Here is a 16377-nt window from a genome sequence, read left to right on the forward strand (position 1 = left end):
ATTGCAGGGTTTAAGCTAAAAAATGACCCAAGCACATAAAAATACTAAAAAAAAATGGGAAAGAGACAAAAATTTAACCGATGGTTAGAATTCGTTGTTTTGTGGTTAAAATATTGACTTTTAGGGTGTTTTTCTTGTTGTGAATAAAAATAATTAGCTATTTTTAAAAGGAACAAAAAACCTTATTACTCATGATAGATGTACTCACTCCCCCGAATGAAAAATTAGCTATCTTACAAAATGAGCTTGAAAAGAAGATTGCTCAGTTGGAAAATTTGTCGCAACGCAGTGTCGACAATTTGCTATTTGAAGAATACATTGATACCGTCCCACTCATTTCCCTCACGGGGTATTACAAAATGAACAGGCCAAACGGGGATGCCTTTTTATCTATCAATACTATTCGCTATCGTTTAAACATTGTTGTCAAAGGGAGAGCCTTCCGCGTTCACATACCGGTGGTTACCGTGGCATATTCAATGGATGGAAAAAAGTCGCGGGAATTCTCTTTCCAAGACATTACGAGTTTCAATGGTGAAGATTTAATCATTGGCAACTTAGTACGTTTAAATTTCACTAGAAATTACGAACGAGGACGTTTAGTAACTTTTTCAGGTTCTATCTACGAACAAGGAAAAGAATTTGCAGTTACGGGTTCTAGTCACTTTAACCCAGTTCCTATGAAAACTTTTATCGGTACTTACAAAGAAATGGACTTCCCTCGTGAAGGAGAAGAGCTCTTGCACATTACCGATTCAAAGGTATTCTTTGATTTTGGAGACGGACTGGAAGAAGTAACCGATTATTCGTATACTCCTGCCATGTATATCTTGGAGTTTTACAAGCCTCACTCATTGCGCAAGTATACAGTGATGTTTGCAACTTCTGGTAAAAATGGTCTGGTTTGTAGAGTAGTTGATGATTACGGGTCACGCTTTGCGGTCACAATTCCTTAGCCTACCGACGGTAAATTATTCAATGTAAACGTATCCCAAACGAACACATAAATTATGAGAGCTCCTTTTTAAAGGAGCTCTTTTTTAATGAGTTAATTTAACTCGGGTGAAACTTTTAGTTTCAGAACAATAAATGTAAATTTGCAGCCTTAAAATAACGGTCGTTCGTTTTTGTTTAGCCACAAAAACGAGTACACCAGTAAAAACACGAAAATGCAATACAATCACCAAGAAATAGAAAAAAAGTGGCAAGAGTATTGGGCGAGTAACCAAACTTTTAAAGCGAGTAATCAATCGGATAAACCTAAGTATTACGTGCTGGATATGTTTCCTTACCCTTCGGGTGCAGGATTACACGTTGGGCATCCATTAGGGTATATTGCGAGTGATATCTATGCGCGTTACAAACGCCATCAAGGATTTAATGTATTGCATCCACAAGGGTATGATAGCTTTGGTTTACCGGCGGAGCAGTATGCTATCCAAACAGGACAGCACCCTGCCATTACTACCGAAACCAATATTGCTACTTACCGCAGTCAGTTAGATAAAATAGGATTCTCTTTTGACTGGTCACGCGAAGTGCGTACGTCAAATCCGTCGTATTACAAATGGACACAGTGGATTTTTACCCAGTTGTTTAATTCGTGGTACAACAAAGCTACCGATAAAGCAGAGGCTATCGATACGTTGATTGCGTTGTTCGAAACTTCAGGAACTACTGAGGTGAACGCTGTTTGTGATGAAGATACTCCGTTGTTTACTGCTGAAGAATGGAAGCAGTTCGACGCGGCGAAGCAAAGTGAAATTCTCTTGCAATACCGATTGACCTTTTTGTCGGATACCGAGGTAAACTGGTGTCCTGAATTGGGAACCGTTTTAGCGAATGATGAAATTGTCAATGGTGTTTCTGAACGCGGAGGACATCCGGTAGTACGTAAAAAAATGACCCAGTGGTCGATGCGTATTACTGCTTATGCACAGCGCTTGTTAGACGGATTGGCGACAATTGATTGGCCACAGCCGTTAAAAGACAGTCAAACCAACTGGATTGGACGATCACAAGGAGCTATGGTGAGCTTTAAAGTTGCGGACCACGATGCCAATATCGACGTGTTTACAACGCGTCCTGATACGATTTACGGAGTGAGTTTTATGACGTTGGCTCCGGAGCACGAGTTAGTGGCAAAAATCACTACTGAGGAACAAAAAGAAGCTGTGGAGGCCTATATAGAAGCTACTGCAAAACGTTCTGAACGCGATCGATTGGCAGATGTAAAGACCATTTCAGGAGTGTTTACAGGAGGGTATGCAATCCATCCATTTACAGGAGAAAAAATTCAAATTTGGATTGGTGACTACGTGTTGGCAAGCTACGGTACAGGAGCTGTTATGGCAGTACCTTGTGGTGATCAGCGCGATTACGATTTTGCCAAGCACTTCGGATTGGAAATTCCAAATATTTTTGAAGGAGTAGATATCAGTGAAGAGGCATTTGCAGATAAAGAAAAAACAGTCATCGCAAATTCAGATTTCTTAAACGGATTGCCGTATAAGAAAGCGATGAAAACCGTAATTTACGAAATGGAGCAGCGCGGTTTCGGTTACGGAAAAATAAATTACCGTTTGCGCGATGCGGTGTTTAGCCGTCAACGTTATTGGGGGGAACCTTTCCCAGTGTACTACAAAGAAGGGATGCCACAAATGATTGCCGCTGAGCATTTGCCAATCGTACTTCCGGAAGTAGAGAAGTATTTACCTACCGAAGATGGGAAACCACCGTTAGGAAATGCTGACGTTTGGGCTTGGGATACTACAGCGAATAAAGTGGTGGCGAACGCGTTGGTTGACAACGAAACTGTTTTCCCACTCGAGCTGAATACCATGCCAGGATGGGCGGGAAGCTCATGGTATTTTAACCGTTATATGGATGCTACCAATGACGGGGAATTCGTAAGTAAGGAGGCTGCGGATTACTGGCGTGAAGTAGATTTGTATATCGGAGGGTCAGAGCATGCTACCGGTCACTTATTGTACGCGCGTTTTTGGCAAAAGTTCTTATTCGACAGAGGATTTTTACCTGTAGATGAGTTTGCAAAGAAGTTGATTAACCAAGGGATGATTTTGGGAACTTCTGCGATTGTATACCGCGTATCTGGATCGAATACCTACGTGTCTGCAGGTCTAAAAGACCAGTATGAAACAGAAGAACTTCGCGTAGATGTAAAGTTGATCAATGCCTCTGATGAATTGGATACAGAAGCATTAAAGCAATGGCAACCTCAATTTGCCGATGCTGAGTTTGTTTTGGAAGACGGAAAGTACCTCGTAGGTCGCGAAGTAGAGAAAATGTCGAAACGCTGGTACAACGTTGTAAACCCAGATGATATTTGTGCCGAGTACGGAGCGGATAGTCTGCGTTTGTTCGAAATGTTCTTAGGACCTCTAGAGCAGTTTAAGCCTTGGAAGACTTCAGGAATTTCAGGAGTGTATTCGTTCTTGAAAAAATTGTGGAAGTTGTATATCGGTGAAGATGGCGTTAAGGTAACAGAGGCAGCTGCGACCAAAGACAACTTAAAAACGTTACACAAAACGATTAAAAAGGTACAGGAAGATATCGAAAACTTCTCATTCAATACCTCTGTGTCTACTTTTATGATTGCGGTGAACGAATTGACAGCGCAAGCTTGTACAAGCCGTGAAGTATTGGAGCCTTTGTTAGTATTGATTTCACCGTATGCGCCACATATTGCTGAAGAATTGTGGAGTCAGCTCGGGCACGATGCTTCTATTGCTACTGAAGCATTCCCTGTATTTGATGGAAAGCATTTGGTAGAGTCAGAAAAAGAATATCCAATTTCTTTCAATGGTAAAATGCGTTTTAAATTAAACTTGCCGTTGGATATGAGTAAAGAAGACATCGAGAAAACGGTGATGGCTCACGAAAAAACCCAACAACAATTACAAGGGCGTACCCCGAAAAAAGTAATTATTGTTCCAGGAAAGATTATCAATATCGTTGGCTAAGAAGCGCGATTTTTAAAAATGTATACAACCGATTAAACAGCTGTTTGATCGGTTTTTTTATGCCTTAATACGTAGGCTTATTAACACAGGTTAATTTAATAACAACTAAAAAATTCTTAATATTGTTCTTTTAAATTGATCTATGAACAAAGTATCCTTAAAGAATTCCTGGTTTTTTTTAATTATTCCTATTGGAATGGTGATTTTTGTTGCCTTCCCACAGTTTCGTGGTATGTATGACAACTATGTAAAAGACGAACAAACCTACCATGCACAAGTACGCGAGTTAGATTCGCTACAGCAAGTCCAAAATCCTTCGATGCGTGTGCGTAATACGATTTCGCGCTTGGAAACTGGATTGCCAATTAGGAAACGCGGATTGGACAAACGTAGGTATACAGGGTATAAGACAGGAGGTATGCTGGCGGTACTCGCAGTGATGTTTGTAGGTATGTTTGGATCGAGTTATTGGGTAAAGCGCAAAAAGTCGTCTTCTAAAAATCGACAAATTAGTTTTGATTTCGGCGATTTTACCAGTGATGCCATCGGACAGGGAATTTCTTGGGAGCCCGTTGCGAATTCAGGGAGTAATTTTATGAGTGAACACTTGAAAGAAACCCGATATGGATTTAAAATTAGTTCCAGTCCCTATATGAAGTTTATGGCTTGGGCCTTTTTCTTAGTAGGTCTGAATTACTTGGGTTGGAGCATCGTTGAGCACTATGAATTTTCTACTACTTCGTTAGGCTTTATGGAGCTCGGGAAGATGTTTTTTACTTCTGGAGGAGTTTTTATGCTCGTTGGAGGCTTTTTAATCGTTACGTTCGGTTCTAAAGCACATATACATCGCAACAGGCGATTGCTTATCGTAGATGGTATAAAGCTTAACTTTAGCGAATTATACGCCCTGCAAGTACTCGAAAAATTTGTTCAAGGAAACAAATCGGGTAGCTATTACAGCTATGAGGTGAATCTCGTGACGCGTGAAGGACAGCGTCATAACTTACTCAATCACGGTGATAAAATGTTTATTTTGAGTGATATGGTGAAAATAGCACAGGCTTTAAAGCTTCCTGTTTGGAATGCTGGAGTACAGTAAGAGACTGGTATATTTGTAACTTTTTCGTAATTTACACTCAGATAACCATAAAAATTCTCTGTGAACTTATTTTTTTGCAATAAAAATGCACCCCAAGTTTCGTATTACGGGAAGGTCGATGACATTCCTAAGCAGGTATTTAACGAGTTGGATTGCTGCAATCACTTGTATTTTAGTCCGGGCTACTTAAGCGCTCTAGAACTCAATCACGAGAATATTCAGTTTTCGTATATGGTGTTGTTAGATCAACACTCTAAAGCCATTGGGTTGGCAATTATTCAATTGGTAGATTTTTATTTGGACAGCGTGCAGGAAACCATGGAATCCCTGTTTCATTGGCTGCGGTGTATCGGTCGTAAGGCAGGGCTCTTATCACCTGAAAAACCTTTTAAAATACTGACCTGTGGTAATACTTTTGTAAGCGGAGAACACGGAATTTACATCCGCCCAGACCAGGATAAAAAAACGGTTATTAACCAAAGTGTTGCCGGCCTGTTACACTTCGTTGAAACGGTGCCCAATTTAAAAAGTGAAGTGGATGCCTTTATGGTAAAAGACTTTGCAGAAGAAACCTTGTCGAGTACAGACGATTTGGAAGATGAGGGCTTTTATTCGTTTCAGGTAGATCCGAACATGGTGATGACCTTGCGTCCCGACTGGCAAGATTTTGATGACTATCTGGCTGCCATGCGAACAAAGTTCCGAGTAAAAGCCAAGAAAGCATTGGAAAAGAGTGCAACACTGCGTGTAGAAGCGCTTACAGCGGCACGTATGGAAGCATTGGAGCCCCAGTTAACCCAGTTGTACAAAAGTGTGGCATCGAATGCCAGTTTTAATTTAGGAGACTTCAGTTTGGGAGCCTATGTGCACTTGCTTAACAATTTGGGGAATCGCTATTTTGTAAACGCCTATTGGCAGGAATCGCAATTGGTAGGCTTTGCTTCGGGGATGATAACCGATGATTCTGTCGATGCGCATTTCGTAGGTATCGATTATGAGGTAAACAGAACCTATGCGGTGTATCAGCGCATGCTCTACGATTATATTTCGATGGCCATCGCGCACAAAGCTCGTTATTTGGTCTTGGGCAGAACGGCCAGTGAAATCAAGAGTTCCGTTGGAGCGGAACCCCGAGATATGACTATTTATTTACGACACAAAAAAACAATACCTAACAAAATACTAAGCTTATTTCTCCGGAAAATTGAGCCGACAGCCTTTGTGCAAAAACATCCGTTTAAGGCCGTTGTTCCGAAGAAATAACGACAAGACTCATGAGAAATACTGAAGAATTACTGAATTTACTAACCTTGGAAGCTGCCGGAGAAGGCAATTTTATAGGAGTTAGTAAGGACATTGGAAGTCCGAATGTGTTTGGAGGACAAGTGCTGGCACAATCGTTAAACGCCGCTTACCGAACGGCCCCAGAAGAGCGTAGCTTGCATTCGTTACACGCCTATTTTTTAGAGGCTGGACGCTTGGATATTCCGATAACCTACAACGTACAAACCATTCGCGATGGCGGAAGCTTTTCAACGAGGCGTGTTACCGCACATCAAGAGGATAAAACCATTTTTATTTTAGCCTGTTCTTTTCACAAACAGGAGGAAGGTTACGAACATCAAATGCCTATGAAACGGGAGCTAAAGCAGCCTGAAGAGCTGTTTAGCTGGACGGATATGCTAGATCAGTTTGGAGACTTTTTACCGCAAAAAATGAAAGATTTTTTGAGTATTGAGCGCCCCATAGATTTTAAACCAGTGCAGGTAGTAAATCCTTTTGATAAGGAAGATTTGCCACCGGTGGTTGATGTGTGGTTTAAGTTAAAGGAACCTGTTACCGATATTCCGCTTGCTATCAAGCAACAAGTACTGACCTATATTTCCGATTATAATATTTTAACGGCTTGTCTGTATCCAAATGCGAGTCAAGCCCATTTCGGAAATACTCAGATGGCCAGCTTGGACCATTCCATGTGGTTTTATCGCGATTTTGACTTTGACGATTGGATGCTCTTCTCTATCGAAAGTCCAAACTCATACGGGGCCAGAGGATTCGCCTGCGGTAATATTTACACGCGTACAGGAGAATTAGTGGCTTCGGTTGCTCAAGAGGGACTCATGCGCCCTATGCGAAAACAGTAAGGCACTAGTATTACAGCATATAAAACCAAAAAAAGCTCGGAATTTCCGAGCTTTTTTGGTTTCGTTGATGAGGTTTGTATTACTTAGCAGCGGCTGCTTTTACCAATACAATTTTTTCTTGTTGTTTTGCCACGATTTGCTTGTAGAATTCCTTAAGAGTTTCGTAGTACTCAGGACCAATAATACTCTTGTTGTTTTTATGTATGGCAATGAGCTTAATTTTGTTTCCTTGCTGGGTAACCTGGTACTTGAAAAGCCCCATTTTTTCTGGTAACCCAATAGCGAGTGGTTTTGGTAACTCAGCTACTGTATATCCTTCAGGAATACTAATTGACACCGTGAATTTATCTTCCCAAGGCATTACAAAATCGATTGGATAGCTGCGCTCTTTCGCTTTAAATACGTTTTCTTTTCTCGCTAAAAAGACCATCGGATTGATATAGGCTTTGTCATTGATTACCTCTACAGCTTCGTCGATGTCAAACTTGATGGTATAAGTGATGTTTTTTCCTAGTTTTTTGAGGTTCGTAAGCTTGAAGTCTTCGATTTCGATACCGTATTTTTCTTCGATCTTTCCTATGATGTCTTCCTCTTTTTTGTTGTGGTTTACATTTCTGTAATACATTGCATAGTGATTGCTGAGTGACTTGCGCATCATTCCCTGAACACTGTAATCGTCAGCAATTTTTAACTGTAACGTATAGGTTTCTTTTGAAGGACGTCGCGGTACCATAGCTACCCAATTAGAAGTTCCGTTAGGAGTAATTTCACGCCCGTTCCAGTTCAATGCACGTGCAGGTAATATATTCGGAGTTGAAAACTTGTCAGAAGCATCGAGTAGTACGTAGCTGTTTCCTAAATTCACTTTGGTAACCACGTAGTTGAACCCTTTATAAGTAGGGAACAAAGGTACTCCGTTAGCACGTGTACTTACCAATACTGGATTGGCATTAAGTCCTGCACTTCGTAACATCGCTGTCAAAATCAAATTGATTTCAGCTACGTTTCCTTTTCCATCAGCATAGGCGCGTTTCACACCTTCGTCAGTGAATTTCCCGAAGTATTCATTCCAAGTCATTTTTGATTGTACAAAATAGTAGATACTGGCAATTTTTTCAGAATCGGTTTTTGCTTCGGCTACAATTTGTGCTAAGTCCTTTTTAAAGTAGCGCGTTTTTTCGAGTTGACCACCAAAATCCTCCGATTTGTAGATGCGTTTACAAATATCACCCCAGGTCACAGCAAAATCTCTAAAACGCGAATTTGGGAATCTCGTTCCTGCCAATTCAAATTGCATTCCTCCGCGGTAATTATTAATATTTCCGACAAAAGGCTCGTTGTCTTTTAATGCAGGAATATTGGTTTGTTTGTACTCTAAAATGTTTTTGTTAAACGAAACACTCTCCCTAGAAAATTGAGTGCTTACCGAAAATTGACCGTGATTTCTGGTTTTCGTATTCCAACTGATGGTTCCTCTGGAAATAGATTTTACAGGATTGATGGTATAGTATCCTTTGGCGCGTTGGTTGAATAAAAAGTATTCAGGAATAGTTACTTTATAGTCTAATTGGTCAACGGGGATACCGTATTGAAAGTTTAAGGTTTCGATAATCCAACGAGGAGAAATAATTTTGTATTTGATATCGATTACGGAACCTTCTTTAATTTCAGGAAAGGTGATCTTTTTTTGACTGGCATATTTGCTAATTCTCTCTTCAAAAATGTCCTTTCTCGATACTTTGGTACGCTTTATTTCACCATCTACGAGGTTAAACGTATAGGCTTTTAGGTCCGTAACTTTTTCGCGGTCTCCTTTTTTAGGATCGCGGTAGCTGATGTGGCGTGTGGCGTAGTCAAAGCCTTCTTTGGTGTAAATTTTAATACGGCTGTGATATTCGGTAACGACGTTAAATCCGTCATTGGTATTGAAGTCAAAATAGGTGCGTCTCTTTTTAAAGAGGTAAGCTGCATCTGCCGTGGAATCAAGGGCGTGCTGCGTTGCTTTAAGTTCCGCTTCCGAAACTTTTCCGAAGCTTATATCTTGACTCATAGCCGTGACAGATATAAACATACATACTAATAATGCTAGTTTTTTCATAATTTTTATGTTTAGTAGTTTTTCTTATTGTCTGATAAGTTCAATACGCATTCCGTCGTATTTAGCAATTGATTTTCTGAATTTTCTATAGGCTTTGTAGTCTTCTTTTGGGTACACTCCTTCGTTGATGGTCATTTCGCGGTGGTAGCGGAAATGCGTATCATCTATCTTTTCAAAATAGGCGGTATAACGTCCAAAAGTACTTTCAAGGTTGATTTTCGTAGGAAGTGTCGTCATCTTATACCCTTCAGGTAAGGTGTAGGTATAGCTATCCTTGTCAGTATAGCTCATCGATAATTTTAACGGACGCTTGCGTTTGCGGTAACGCTTAGGAACGTGCGAAAAGCGGTTAAATACATTGACGCGTACGAGGTAGTTTTCCGGACGTACCGTAGCAAATTCATCCAAGGTAACATCTATCGATTCCGTGAATTTAACGGCTTTCTTGTCATTGGTAAACTGTGTTTTAACAATTTCCAAGTTGTTGTTATAGTCCCAAATGCGTTCTTTGTAGTATTTGTCGAGCTCTTTTGATGTGAAACCTTCAATTTGATAACTGTTGTTGTACTGAACTCCTGTTGAACTGCGTTCAATATGAGCCGTAACATTTCCATTGGCTTTCAATGCTATGGTTGCCGTAGTTTCTTGCAAACTGTTGTCTTTGTAGCTAGGAGTCCTTTTAATGATTCCTCCTTCAGGGGTTACTACGAGAACATCACGGTCATCGGTGAAGTCTCCTAAAAATCCGAAAGGGATCTCCTGATTGGTGCATTCCAACCACAGTTCCTTATCTTTTAACGGAACGTTTAAAATCATGTGGTTTCCTTGCAATGAGGTGAAATCTTTGGTGATGTCACGTTTGTTTTTCGCGTATACGAGGGTGTGATATGACGGAATCCCAACAGCGTCTAACAGGGCTTTAGTGTAGTTAGACAGGCCTTTACAGTCACCGTAGCTCACCTTGTCTACTTCCATAGCGGCAATGGGTTCCCAGCCACCGATGTCGACTTGTACACTGATGTATCGCGTTTTATTTTGAACGTATTCGTAGATTTTTTTGACCTTCTCTTCGTCACTTTCAATTCCCTTAACGAGTTGTTTTACCTTGCTAATGGTTGCAGGACTTAACTGGTTTTTGTCGGTAAACAGATGCTGGTGCAACCACAAACCGAGTTCTTTCCAGTTTGTTGCGGTCCCAGCAACGCCTTTTAAGGCAAATTTATCCAAGGCTACCTGTAGTGTCGGAGTTGTTTTATGCAAGGCAACACTGGTGCGCTCGAACTTGATAGCAGGTTGATTTTTGATTTCGTATACCAAGACCTCAGGAGTAGCTGATGCTTGAACGTCAAAACCTTTGAAGTTCGATTCTTTTTTGCGATAAGGTACTGAGGTAGGATTTAGCAGTCGATAGGTACTTTTCTGTACCGAAACACTGTATCCTTCTATAGGATTCCAACTCGGAATAAAGGCCGTTGTTAAATTTTCGTAGGTAGTTTCAAAAACCACGGTATACGGATACGAGGTTGGCGTGTATTCTAAGAACTTAATTTTGGCGTCGCTGTACAAAGAAGCATCGTCAACAGCACTTACATCGTTAAAGTCACTTTCAGCATAGCGTTTGATACGCTTTCCGAGATTGTCGTAGATCGTCGCACTTAGGTTGCGAATTTTTGTGTCGTTGTTGTAATGTTGGTACGCGTGTACCCATTTACGACCGAGCTTGTTGAGTACCGTAACCACGCGTTTTTCCGTTACTTTTAAACGGTCAAAAGAGGTAACTTCAATGGTCGTTTCAGACAGTTTAATGACGGCATTTGCATTTTCTTTTAACTCAGGACTGATGAGTAAACCTGAATATTCTAATGGATTTTGTGCAAATGAGGTCATGCTAACACATACAATAGCAATTTGTACTAGCGTTTTTAGTTTATTCATGCAATTTCAATAATATTCTTCGCAAAATTAAAAAAAATGTTGAAGGATATAAAGAAAAATTATGAAATCTATAGCACTTTTTGATGGTTTTGTAAAAAGCTATCTGTTTGGGCTTGAATGAGTTTTCTGGCCATCTGTTGTTTTTGTTGATAGATGGCTTCTTCTTCTTGTAAATCGCGGTATACTTTGTTGTTTAATTCCGTATCCGTAGCCAGTAAGACACTGCGTTGGTGTTCTTGTTGTAAAATCCAGTTTTTTAGGATGTCTTCTCGGTTCTGGTACTTGAGGTCGTATTCGCTTTTTGCACTGATGAGTTTCGCAAAAATAGGCGCTGTTTCAATGGCTAAAAAGAGTAAGAAAATAAAGAATGACGGCAGCCAGGGCAATTTGTTAAGTGCGTTGATGCGAGCCATAAACCCTCCGAAATTATCAATGATGGGTTGACTGTTGGTCACTGAATTTTTTTCTTGCTGTTGCAACTGGAGCACGGCGGCTTCTTTGGTGGCAATTTTTGCTTGATTTTCTTTCTTTAAGGCCGCCAAATCGGCAAGCGCTTGATCGTGTTTCGCTCTTTTTTCTTTGTATACCGGGCCCTTTCCTACCTTTTTAGTTCCCTTGCGTCCTTCTGCTTCTGAAATATAGGTTTCATAGAGGTTGTTTACTTCTGTTTCCTTTGCTGTAATTTCTTTTTTTAGGCGCTCGATTTCCGTTTGAAGTGCAGTTCGTTGCGGAGTGAATTGCTGCGCAATTTGCTGCTGATTGTTAAGTGTCATCTCGTTTTTTTCTTCGAGTAGGACCTGTTGAATTTCTTTGTCGAAAATTTTTAATTCCAAAGGTTTTGAGATCACCATGGCAATGATGAGAGCCAAAATTAATCGGGGTAAGGCTTGCAGAAATTCACTTTTAAAGGATTCTTTTTTGCGCATGGTCGACACGATAAAACGGTCGAGGTTAAAAATGAGCAACCCCCAGAGTAGTCCAAAAAATACTGCAATGAGCACCTGGTCAAATACGGTATACAAGGCATAGCTAGCCGCAATGGCGGCCATGACTGCAGTAAAAAATACGGTAGCGCCGATACCGACGTATTTGTTTTGTTCACCGTGTGAACATTCGTTGAGCAAGGGAATATCGGCCCCAGAACAAAGGAGGAAAAAACGTTTTAGCATACTCTAATAACGAATGAAAAGTTGATTTGTTACAAAAAAGCCCCTGATTCAGAGGCTTTTTAGTGTTAAAATTTTTACCAGCACTAGGAACCCGTTCTTGGGTTAGTGTCTTGGTTTTTAGTCTGCTGCCTGCAGCGGCTTGCGAAAATTTACTGTTTGCTTTCGATCACAATCGGTTTTTCGCTAATGTGCACACTTTGTTTTCCGTTTTTCTTTAGCACGCGAATATTGAGAGCGTTGTTTTTTTGTAAGAGTTGTAAGGCTTTTTTATGGCTTACAGGCTTACCGTTATAGGTATAGCTCACCTCTTTGTTGTTCATCTTTTTTACAAACTCTAAAGGAGACGGTGGTGGTACTGCTTCGCACTCTTTGGTGTGTGGTGGAGGCGGAGGAGGTAACAGCTCCTTAATAGCAACCGGATATATACCTTTGCGGTTTTTAATGTGCTTGCGGTAGTACTTTTCCGTAGCTAAGTTAAACTGGTAGGGTTGAGGGAAGCGTTTGCTACGAGCGTTTTTATGCACCATACTCCCTGAATGATATGCAAAATCCGTGTTTTTATAGCGGTTGAGGATTTTGTTGCTAACAGGTTTTCCATCAATCCAAATTGCATAGGTTTTACTGTCTTTTAATTTGTTAATAAGTGCCTTTGAAGGAACTTTACGGGCGGTAATACGCGGTGGCGGTGGCGGTAATTTTGCCTTTTCTGCCTCTGTAAGATCTTCGAATTTCTTTACGATTTTAGTACCGTCTTTGCGTTGGTACGTAATGGTCATTTGTGACTGTGCTGCCGGAGCATTGGGCTTAGGAGCTTTTACTATAACTTTTTCATAGCTGGGCTCTTCTTGAGCTTGAACACGTTCGGCAAACAGGTATACAAATGCGCCAAGTAATGGAAGTACTGCTAGTTTTTTGAGCAGTATCGTCGTGGTTGATCGTTTTGAAGTCATCATAACTAATCGTTTTTTTGTTAATGAATAATTAAAATTACTGGCCAAGTAATGAGCGCTGTTCAGCGTGAGTTTTTCTAAGAGTAAATGTTGGTATCCAACGAGGTTGCTGTGCTGTTGCAGCACCTTGTCGTCGGCTAAAAATTCGTGGTTTAGCTGCATCTGTTTTTTGACTAGGTAAAACAACGGATGGAACCAAAATACGAGGAGCAAGCATTCTATAATCAAGATGTCTACAGAGTGTTTTTGACGGGCATGCGTGAGCTCATGGGTCAATAACTCCGGGGCAATGCTGCTGTCGGTGTATTCTTTTTTACTGATAAAGATATAGTTCAAAAAAGTATGCGGACTCAAATGCTCTTCCGTCAATACCAGGGTTGCCGATTCCAAATGCAAGCGTTTTGACGTCCATATGCGTTTGGCAATTCCGTATAGATTGCGCACTAAACGGACGGTAAGCACCGCTGTTACCGCCAGGTAAAGTACCCACAGTACCAGCCCGTAATCGAATCCAGGCTCAGGAGTTACTTGCTCGGCAATAACAATATTATCCGTGACAGCTTGCTCGTAGATCAATGTTTCGGTGAGTGCTGGTGTGCTTATGGTTAGCAGTGGGATGAGAAAGGAAAGAAAGATGCTTCCCAGTAAGAAAAAACGCTTAAACTGATGCATTTTTTCTCGTTGTAACCACAGTAGGTAAAAGCCTAAACACAAGGCCAAGCACAGCGACGATTTGAGGAGGTAAAGCATCATTTTTTCTGTTCTTTAATTTGGTTGTCAATGAGCTTTTTTAAATCTTCTAATTCGTCGATAGAAAGATCTGTTGAGGCAGTAAAAAACGAAGCAAATTGGGAAGCTGAATTGTTAAAGAAGTTCTTAATCAATCCGTTCACGTGCTTTGAAAAGTAATCTGATTTTTTTACTAGCGGATAGTACTCCCTCGCTTTGCCGTGGAGTTCATAGCCAATAAACCCTTTGTCGTGCATCCTCTTTAATAAGGTAGCCACCGTGGTGGTTGCCGGCTTGGGGTCTGGAAAGGCTTGAAGCAGGTCTTTCATAAAGGCTTTTTCAAGTTTCCATAAATGTTGCATTACTTGCTCTTCTGTTTTTGATAACTGCATGCTTTTTTCAATTTTGTACTCTACAAATGTAGAAACAAAAAATGTATTCTACAAATGTAGAGATGAAAAAATGCAGTTTATTTTTTTGAGCGTCTTAGGGTTAGGTATACAATACCACTAAAGACAAGGGCTGCTACAATGAGTATGCTTACTGGAGTTCGTTGAATATGGTTTTGTACATACGCACCACTGCAAAGGGCTCCGAGGCCTATTCCGGCTTCGAGGGCAATATACATGGTGGCCATTGCTTTTCCGCGTTCATGGTCATTGCTGAGGTCAATGGTCCAAGCATTGGCAGCGGGTGATAAAATTCCCATAGCCAAGCCGTAGAGCGTTGCACTCAAGTACACGCCTGTTGCGCTGTGCATACTGCCCAAGAGCAGTAGGGCGATCCCCATGAGCAGGAGTCCTACCTTGATGAGCGGGATGCGTCCGTAGGTATCCGAGTATTTTCCGGCAAAGAAACGAACGGCCAACGAAGCCAAGGTGAAATAGATAAAGAAGGCGCCTTTATTACTGATGCCTACAGTTTCACTCCAGTCGGGAATCAAGGTGAGTACTACGCCAAAGGGCAGGTAGTAAAGAAAGGTGATGATCCCTGCAGGTAGTACTTCTTTGGCAATCACATCGCTTTTGGTAATTTTTAGACTATTCCAGCTAAACTGCCCGTTTTTTTGCAGGGTTTCAGGAACTTGTTGCATAAGTGTTAGGGCCAGTAGAGCTACTGCTGAGGAACTGTAAAACATGATGTCGAAGGAGTAGTTGGCCTTTATCAAGCTGCCTACGGCGGGTCCGAGTGCGAGTCCTGTGCTGTAAAATAGTCCTTGGATTCCGAGGGCTTCTCCCCAGCGAGCTTTCGGAATACTGTCAGCAATATAGGCCGATAATCCGGTGGGCGTAAAACCTGTAGAGAAGCCGTGTACGAGACGTAAAAACAAGAAGCCCGCAATGGAACTGATTACAGGATATAAGCTGCTGATTCCTATACAAACAAAAGCGCCAAAGAGCATGACGGGTTTGCGCCCAATGGTATCGGCGAGTTTACCACTAAACGGACGTGAAAGCCCGGCGGTAAGGGTAAATAGCGCAATGATGAGTCCTTTCCATTCACCACCGCCCATTTGGGCGAGGTAGCTTGGAAGTTCAGGTATAAGCATGTTGTAGCTCGATGAAAAGAGCAGGGAGCTGATACAAATAAACACAAAGGGTTTACTGATCAGCGTAGTAGTATGGGTTAGTGTTTTCATAGTTGTACTCGTTGAAATGCCTGTTGAATTTGCTTTTTTGCAATGCTCCACAAGGTAGTAGACCCTTGTTGAATACGCTGGTTCTTTTCAATCACAAGCTGTTCAGAAATGTCAAATTCTCTCCATGCACCACCGTCGTTCTGTGAGTTGATGAGTACAGGTGCATAGCGGTCAATGGCCTTGGCAAATTGAGCTTCTGGTGTTTCGGCAGCTTCAAACTCTTGCCAAAGGGCAATGAATTCTTCTTTTTGGGGTGCCGGAAGTAGTCCAAAAATACGTTCGGCGGCTTTGAGTTCATTTTCGGTATTGTCGTGGTTTTGGACCGTGTCAAATAAAAAGATATCTCCCGAGTCAATTTCGACGATATCGTGAATCAAGACCATTTTGAGAACTTTGAGGATGTTTACGGGCTGGTTGGCGTGCTCCTGGAGTATCAAGGCCATCATGGCGAGATGCCAAGAGTGCTCCGCATCGTTTTCTGCGGTGGTTTCGTTGAGATGTCTGGTTTTGCGTGCTACGTTTTTGAGTTTGTCTATTTCTGTTATAAAATCTAGTTGTTGTGAAAGCGTTGTTGTGGTCATGTGTTTAAATATTGTGTATTTTTACAAGGCAAAGTAACAACGCTTAAAAA

General features: G+C 41.3%; 12 protein-coding genes. 5 read left to right on the forward strand and 7 right to left on the reverse strand.

Going from position 1 to position 16377, the window contains the following annotated elements; genetic code table 11:
* Positions 1–191 precede the first annotated feature (191 nt).
* The 5 genes from ACXAG7_RS04390 (at position 192) to ACXAG7_RS04410 (ending at position 7226) form a co-directional block, all read left to right on the forward strand.
* Positions 192–956 carry a hypothetical protein gene (locus ACXAG7_RS04390; protein WP_476666083.1) on the forward strand — a complete coding sequence of 255 codons (765 nt, stop codon included), beginning with the start codon at positions 192–194 and terminating at the stop codon, positions 954–956.
* Positions 957–1169: 213 nt separating this feature from the next.
* On the forward strand, positions 1170–3983 hold the full coding sequence (leuS, locus tag ACXAG7_RS04395) for a leucine--tRNA ligase (protein ID WP_408041969.1): 2814 nt from the start codon (positions 1170–1172) through the stop codon (positions 3981–3983).
* A gap of 142 nt (positions 3984–4125) precedes the next feature.
* Entirely contained in the window at positions 4126–5082 is a 957-nt protein-coding gene (locus tag ACXAG7_RS04400) for a hypothetical protein (RefSeq protein ID WP_408041970.1), read from the forward strand.
* Positions 5083–5142: 60 nt separating this feature from the next.
* A complete protein-coding gene (locus ACXAG7_RS04405) occupies positions 5143–6345 on the forward strand; it encodes a GNAT family N-acetyltransferase (protein ID WP_476666084.1) in 1203 nt (400 codons plus the stop codon).
* 11 nt (positions 6346–6356) lie between these two features.
* Positions 6357–7226 (forward strand): acyl-CoA thioesterase, encoded by an 870-nt coding sequence (locus ACXAG7_RS04410; protein ID WP_476666085.1) that lies wholly within the window; start codon positions 6357–6359, stop codon positions 7224–7226.
* Positions 7227–7305: 79 nt separating this feature from the next.
* On the opposite strand, the gene ACXAG7_RS04415 is transcribed toward ACXAG7_RS04410, so the two are convergent.
* The 7 genes from ACXAG7_RS04415 to ACXAG7_RS04445 form a co-directional block, all read right to left on the reverse strand.
* Positions 7306–9324: a transglutaminase family protein gene (locus ACXAG7_RS04415; protein ID WP_476666086.1), complete on the reverse strand. Its 2019-nt coding sequence runs from the start codon at positions 9322–9324 to the stop codon at positions 7306–7308.
* Positions 9325–9348: 24 nt separating this feature from the next.
* Positions 9349–11259 (reverse strand): DUF3857 domain-containing protein, encoded by a 1911-nt coding sequence (locus ACXAG7_RS04420; protein ID WP_476666087.1) that lies wholly within the window; start codon positions 11257–11259, stop codon positions 9349–9351.
* Positions 11260–11327: 68 nt separating this feature from the next.
* On the reverse strand, positions 11328–12428 hold the full coding sequence (locus tag ACXAG7_RS04425) for a DUF4407 domain-containing protein (RefSeq protein WP_476666088.1): 1101 nt from the start codon (positions 12426–12428) through the stop codon (positions 11328–11330).
* Between the two features lie 149 nt (positions 12429–12577).
* Positions 12578–14131 (reverse strand): M56 family metallopeptidase, encoded by a 1554-nt coding sequence (locus tag ACXAG7_RS04430; protein ID WP_476666089.1) that lies wholly within the window; start codon positions 14129–14131, stop codon positions 12578–12580.
* Entirely contained in the window at positions 14128–14499 is a 372-nt protein-coding gene (locus tag ACXAG7_RS04435; protein WP_408041977.1) for a BlaI/MecI/CopY family transcriptional regulator, read from the reverse strand. The genes ACXAG7_RS04430 and ACXAG7_RS04435 overlap by 4 nt, the downstream gene beginning before the upstream one ends.
* A 77-nt stretch (positions 14500–14576) precedes the next feature.
* On the reverse strand, positions 14577–15746 hold the full coding sequence (locus ACXAG7_RS04440; protein WP_476666090.1) for an MFS transporter: 1170 nt from the start codon (positions 15744–15746) through the stop codon (positions 14577–14579).
* Positions 15743–16327 carry an HD domain-containing protein gene (locus ACXAG7_RS04445; protein ID WP_476666091.1) on the reverse strand — a complete coding sequence of 195 codons (585 nt, stop codon included), beginning with the start codon at positions 16325–16327 and terminating at the stop codon, positions 15743–15745. Before ACXAG7_RS04445 ends, ACXAG7_RS04440 begins: the two co-directional genes overlap by 4 nt.
* Positions 16328–16377: the final 50 nt, after the last annotated feature.

The organism is Tenacibaculum sp. AWR4_210, assembly GCF_056160945.1.

Coding starts and splice junctions, on each gene's coding strand:
- leuS (WP_408041969.1), top strand. CDS start 1,170: ATGCAATACAATCACCAAGAAATAGAAAAAAAGTGGCAAGAGTATTGG.
- ACXAG7_RS04410 (WP_476666085.1), top strand. CDS start 6,357: ATGAGAAATACTGAAGAATTACTGAATTTACTAACCTTGGAAGCTGCC.
- ACXAG7_RS04435 (WP_408041977.1), bottom strand. CDS start 14,499: ATGCAGTTATCAAAAACAGAAGAGCAAGTAATGCAACATTTATGGAAA.
- ACXAG7_RS04445 (WP_476666091.1), bottom strand. CDS start 16,327: ATGACCACAACAACGCTTTCACAACAACTAGATTTTATAACAGAAATA.
- ACXAG7_RS04415 (WP_476666086.1), bottom strand. CDS start 9,324: ATGAAAAAACTAGCATTATTAGTATGTATGTTTATATCTGTCACGGCT.
- ACXAG7_RS04390 (WP_476666083.1), top strand. CDS start 192: ATGATAGATGTACTCACTCCCCCGAATGAAAAATTAGCTATCTTACAA.
- ACXAG7_RS04430 (WP_476666089.1), bottom strand. CDS start 14,131: ATGATGCTTTACCTCCTCAAATCGTCGCTGTGCTTGGCCTTGTGTTTA.
- ACXAG7_RS04425 (WP_476666088.1), bottom strand. CDS start 12,428: ATGCTAAAACGTTTTTTCCTCCTTTGTTCTGGGGCCGATATTCCCTTG.
- ACXAG7_RS04440 (WP_476666090.1), bottom strand. CDS start 15,746: ATGAAAACACTAACCCATACTACTACGCTGATCAGTAAACCCTTTGTG.
- ACXAG7_RS04400 (WP_408041970.1), top strand. CDS start 4,126: ATGAACAAAGTATCCTTAAAGAATTCCTGGTTTTTTTTAATTATTCCT.
- ACXAG7_RS04420 (WP_476666087.1), bottom strand. CDS start 11,259: ATGAATAAACTAAAAACGCTAGTACAAATTGCTATTGTATGTGTTAGC.